Annotated in this window: 5 protein-coding genes; 2 read left to right on the top strand and 3 right to left on the bottom strand. The window is 69.3% G+C overall.

The window, feature by feature from the left end; translation table 11 throughout:
- The first annotated feature begins 44 nt into the window (after positions 1–44).
- Positions 45–1,148, top strand: coding sequence for an ISL3 family transposase (locus C6N31_RS41960; RefSeq protein WP_232486327.1), 1,104 nt, complete (start codon positions 45–47; stop codon positions 1,146–1,148).
- 44 nt (positions 1,149–1,192) lie between these two features.
- Here C6N31_RS41960 and C6N31_RS41955 read toward each other — a convergent pair whose 3' ends face one another.
- A complete protein-coding gene (locus tag C6N31_RS41955) occupies positions 1,193–1,549 on the bottom strand; it encodes a transposase family protein (protein ID WP_269770889.1) in 357 nt (118 codons plus the stop codon).
- Positions 1,550–1,781: 232 nt separating this feature from the next.
- Between C6N31_RS41955 and C6N31_RS41950 the strand changes: the two genes are divergently transcribed.
- Positions 1,782–2,258, top strand: a complete 477-nt coding sequence (locus C6N31_RS41950; protein WP_138357159.1) for a macro domain-containing protein — start codon at positions 1,782–1,784, stop codon at positions 2,256–2,258.
- Between the two features lie 395 nt (positions 2,259–2,653).
- Here C6N31_RS41950 and C6N31_RS41945 read toward each other — a convergent pair whose 3' ends face one another.
- On the bottom strand, positions 2,654–2,824 hold the full coding sequence (locus C6N31_RS41945) for a hypothetical protein (RefSeq protein ID WP_187145224.1): 171 nt from the start codon (positions 2,822–2,824) through the stop codon (positions 2,654–2,656).
- Between the two features lie 33 nt (positions 2,825–2,857).
- Positions 2,858–3,214, bottom strand: a complete 357-nt coding sequence (locus C6N31_RS41940; RefSeq protein WP_138357160.1) for a PRC-barrel domain-containing protein — start codon at positions 3,212–3,214, stop codon at positions 2,858–2,860.
- Positions 3,215–3,836: the final 622 nt, after the last annotated feature.

The following is a 3,836-nucleotide window of genomic DNA, read 5'->3' as shown; positions in this document are numbered from 1 at the left end:
ACCACAGGGACAATCACGCACCCGACCACAGGGGAACTCACGGGATGTCCCACATGGTCGACCTGGAGCGGCGACGCCCCGTCGACGTGCTGCCGGGACGCGAGGCAGAACCGCTGGCAGCCTGGCTCCGTGACCACCCCGAGGTGGAGGTGATCTGCCGGGACCGGGCCGGCTCCTACGCGGAAGGTGCCCGCGCCGGCGCCCCTCAAGCGGTGCAGGTAGCCGACGCGTGGCACTTGTGGAAGAACGTCGGCGAGGCGGTGGAGAAGACGGTCGGTGCCCATTTCGTCTGCGTGCGGGCCGTGTTCGAGGAGATGCCGGCCCGCGCACCCACCGACGCGCCCGCTGATGACGAAGGCCCGGTGGCGGCACCGGTGGGGACCCTGGACGTCTGCGGGCGCGAGCGCCGCCTGGTGGTCCGGACCCGGGAACGCTTCACCCTGGTCCAGGACCTGCTGGGCCAGGGCGCCTCGCTGGAGTCGATCTGCCACCGGCTCCAGCTGGACCGTTCCACCGTCCGCCGCTTCGCCCGCGCGACCAGCATCGACGAGCTCCTGGTCAAGGCGGTCAACCGGTCGACGATCCTGGACAAGTACCGGCCCTACCTCCACCAGCGGTGGAACGAGGGCTGCCACGACCCCGCCCAACTGCACCGCGACATTACCGCCCTCGGTTTCACCGGCAGCATCCAGGCCGTCCGCCGCTACCTGCGAACCTTCACGCCCTCAGCTCCCGCACCGGCGCCCAGGCCCGCGCCACGGCCCCGCCGCGTCGTCCGGTGGATCATGACCAACCCGGGCAACCTCACCGACGAGGACGCCCTCACCCTCAAGGAAATCCGCGCCGGCTGCCCCGAACTCGACGCCGTCACCGACCACGTCCGCGACTTCGCCGAGATGATGCGCGACCTGCGCGGCGACCAGCTGCCCGACTGGATGGAGCGCGTCGAGCAAGACCCCCTGCCCGCGCTGCACTCCCTGATCACCGGGCTCCGCCGGGACCAGGACGCCGTCATCGCCGGACTGTCCACTCCCTGGAGCTCCGGCCAGGTCGAGGGACAGAACACGAGAGTCAAGCTCATCAAGCGGGCCGGATACGGGCGTGCGAACTTCGACCTTCTACGCAAGCGGATCTTGCACCGGACCTGACCACCAAGCACAAGATCAGCGACAGAGCCGAATTTCATGATCGCTCACAGGATGGTCTTGCCGTCGACGGCCAGCGCACGCATTGGTCGCTCGTCCGGAGCCTGGGCTGGTTTTGGCTCGCGGTCGGCGAGCCACGCGCCGATCGCGGCGTCGAGGTCGTCGCCGTCGACGCGCTGCAGGACGCGGCGCACCGTCGCCCCGGCCGGAGCGACCGGCCCCGCCGGTTTGCGCACGGGCCCGCCGAGCGAGGTGAGCACGGCCGGCGGCGCGTCGGATACCCATTCCGCGATCGCCGCCAGGGACTTCGCACCCGCGAGCACGGCACAAGCGGCCAGCGCCAGAACGAACGCCAGGGGATGGCGACGGCCGGCAGGCCGACGCGGGTCGGGGACGGCGGCCAGGCGCTGGAGCAGGCCCGAATGCTCGCCAGGAGCGGACGGTGACGCGGTGACGAGCTCGCCCAGGCCGGACGGAATCAGCGATGATGAGCTGGCAGGCCCGGTCTTCCGTTGCGATCAGGGACTCGACACCTCATGATCACTCGGAAGCCGGTCTTCGAAACGACTCCGCCCTGCTGAGCGGATACCCGTAATGCCGTGGTGACTTGTCGGACCCACTGGCTAGAGTCGCGCCGTGACTCTAGAGATCAGCTACGTCGTCGGCGACGCCACCGCACCCCAGGGCGAAGGCCCGAAGATCATTGCGCATGTCTGCAACGACGCGGGCGGCTGGGGCAAGGGCTTCGTGCTGCCACTCGCCCGACGCTGGCCGCAGACCAGGACCGCGTACAAGACCTGGTACCGCGACCGGGACACCAGCGGCTTCGCGCTCGGCGCGGTGCAGTTCGTGCCCGCCGAGGACAGTCTCCTCGTCGCCAACATGATCGGCCAGCACGGCTACCGTCTCAGCAGCACCCCACCCGTCAGGTACGAAGCCATCAGCCGCGCCCTCGCCGCTGTCGCCGACCGTGCGCTGCAACTTCGGGCCTCGGTGCACATGCCGCGGATCGGTTGCGGACTTGCCGGCGGCCGGTGGGAACTGGTCGAGCCGCTCATCGTGGAGCAGCTGACCCTGCGTGGGGTGCCCGTCACGGTTCACGACTTGGCCTGACGGCGGCTGGCAGTTCCTGACGCTCCCTGACCCGCGCAGGCCCAGACCCGTGACAGCTCGGGGCCCTGCGGCGACCGATTCGCACGGCCGGCGGGCGTCGCCGCCGGGCTCCGCCACCATGCCCGTGCCCCCGCCGCCCGCCCGCCACCTTTGGCATCACGTGATCAAACCGGACAGATCCTCGGAACGACACCACCCTGGGGGTGCACGTGTCGTCGTGAATTGCGCCCGGTCGCGGGCGCGTGTCGGTTGTCCAACGCGCCAATGTGTTGGCGTACAGATGAACGTGGCCCTGACACGATGGGGACCTGTCATCCGACACCACGGGCGGGAAGGTCACGCAGCTGGGGAGGTCGGTGGACGCCGCGGCAGTGGAGATCCTTGGCTATCCGGTGCTATCGGATGGGGCGGCGGCCGGAGCGTTGGGACCATCGCACCGCGATGAAGGCCACAGCGGCTACGAGGACCACGATGCCGATGATCAGCAGGTAGCCCAGCCCCTCCACCGCCACGCCGATGATTCCCAGCACGACGGCGACCAGAACGAGAAACAGGAACAGCGCCATGGCACGAACACCTCCTTCAAGATGAGCGCGGGGTCAACGGCGTGCGAGTTGCCTCTCGCCACCCGCCCCCGGCTGGTAGGTCAGGTTGTAGTGCTGGAAGATCGCTTTCTCTGCCTCGGCAGGCAGGATGTCGTCCATGCCGATCGTCGGCGCCTTCTTCACCAGCGCCTTGTCGTAGGAGACCTTGACGTAGTCCGGTCCCAGGATCGTCTCTTCGAGGGGCACGAAAGCCAGCTGGTGACGGGTGGGAAGTCCGATGCGGACCGTGGCCATGGCCGGTTCGTCGGTGGTGGTGTCCACGTAGATGGCTTCGAGCACGCCGATCTTGCGGCCCTTGGGGTCGACGACGCTGTGGTTGCGCCACTCACGGATATCGGCTGCATGGATCATGGCTCGTCCGTCTCACTGTGCTCTGTCGTCTGATGGGTCCGTTGCGGTCTCGTCACCCTCGCCCTCGCCGGCAGGGGCAGGCTTCAGCCCTCTGTCAGCATGGCCCCTGGGAACGGATCGCGGCGAGCTGGTCACGCACCTTGCCCACATCCTCTGACCCCGTCGCCGCAGCGGACGGGCTCTCGGTGTCCTGCCTGTTCCGGTCGTTCTCGCTCACCCCGTGAAGGGTGCCCCGAAACCGGCTCCCCCAACGCCCCGGCCGCACGCTGCCGGGCGCGGCCACCGACCCGAACACCGGCCGCGGACAACCCAACCGCTTGACACGACATAAGCGGCCCCAGGGGAGATGGCGCCGCCGGGCCCCGGGGTCAGTGGACGCCGTGGCAGTTCGGATCGGTGCATCCGCTCAGCTCGAGGGAGCGGTTCGCCGCCGGCGCGTCCTGTCACTGCGCCCGCACCGTCGGGAGCCTGGTCGCGCCCGAGGTGGTGCCCGGCAGCTCTGGTCGCAGCCGGGCCGCCCCCTGTTCGGTCAGCGTGCGGCTGTTGACCGAACAGGGGGCGGCCGAAGCGGTCACGTCCGTTGGCGTGGTGTATCGACGGCCAATCGGTGACTCGTTTTCAG

This window comes from Streptomyces fildesensis (assembly GCF_016107395.1).
Classification (GTDB): Bacteria; Actinomycetota; Actinomycetes; order Streptomycetales; family Streptomycetaceae; genus Actinacidiphila; species Actinacidiphila fildesensis.
This window is presented reverse-complemented; position numbering and strand designations above follow the sequence as displayed.

Coding starts and splice junctions, on each gene's coding strand:
- C6N31_RS41960 (WP_232486327.1), top strand. CDS start 45: ATGTCCCACATGGTCGACCTGGAGCGGCGACGCCCCGTCGACGTGCTG.
- C6N31_RS41945 (WP_187145224.1), bottom strand. CDS start 2,824: ATGGCGCTGTTCCTGTTTCTCGTTCTGGTCGCCGTCGTGCTGGGAATC.
- C6N31_RS41940 (WP_138357160.1), bottom strand. CDS start 3,214: ATGATCCATGCAGCCGATATCCGTGAGTGGCGCAACCACAGCGTCGTC.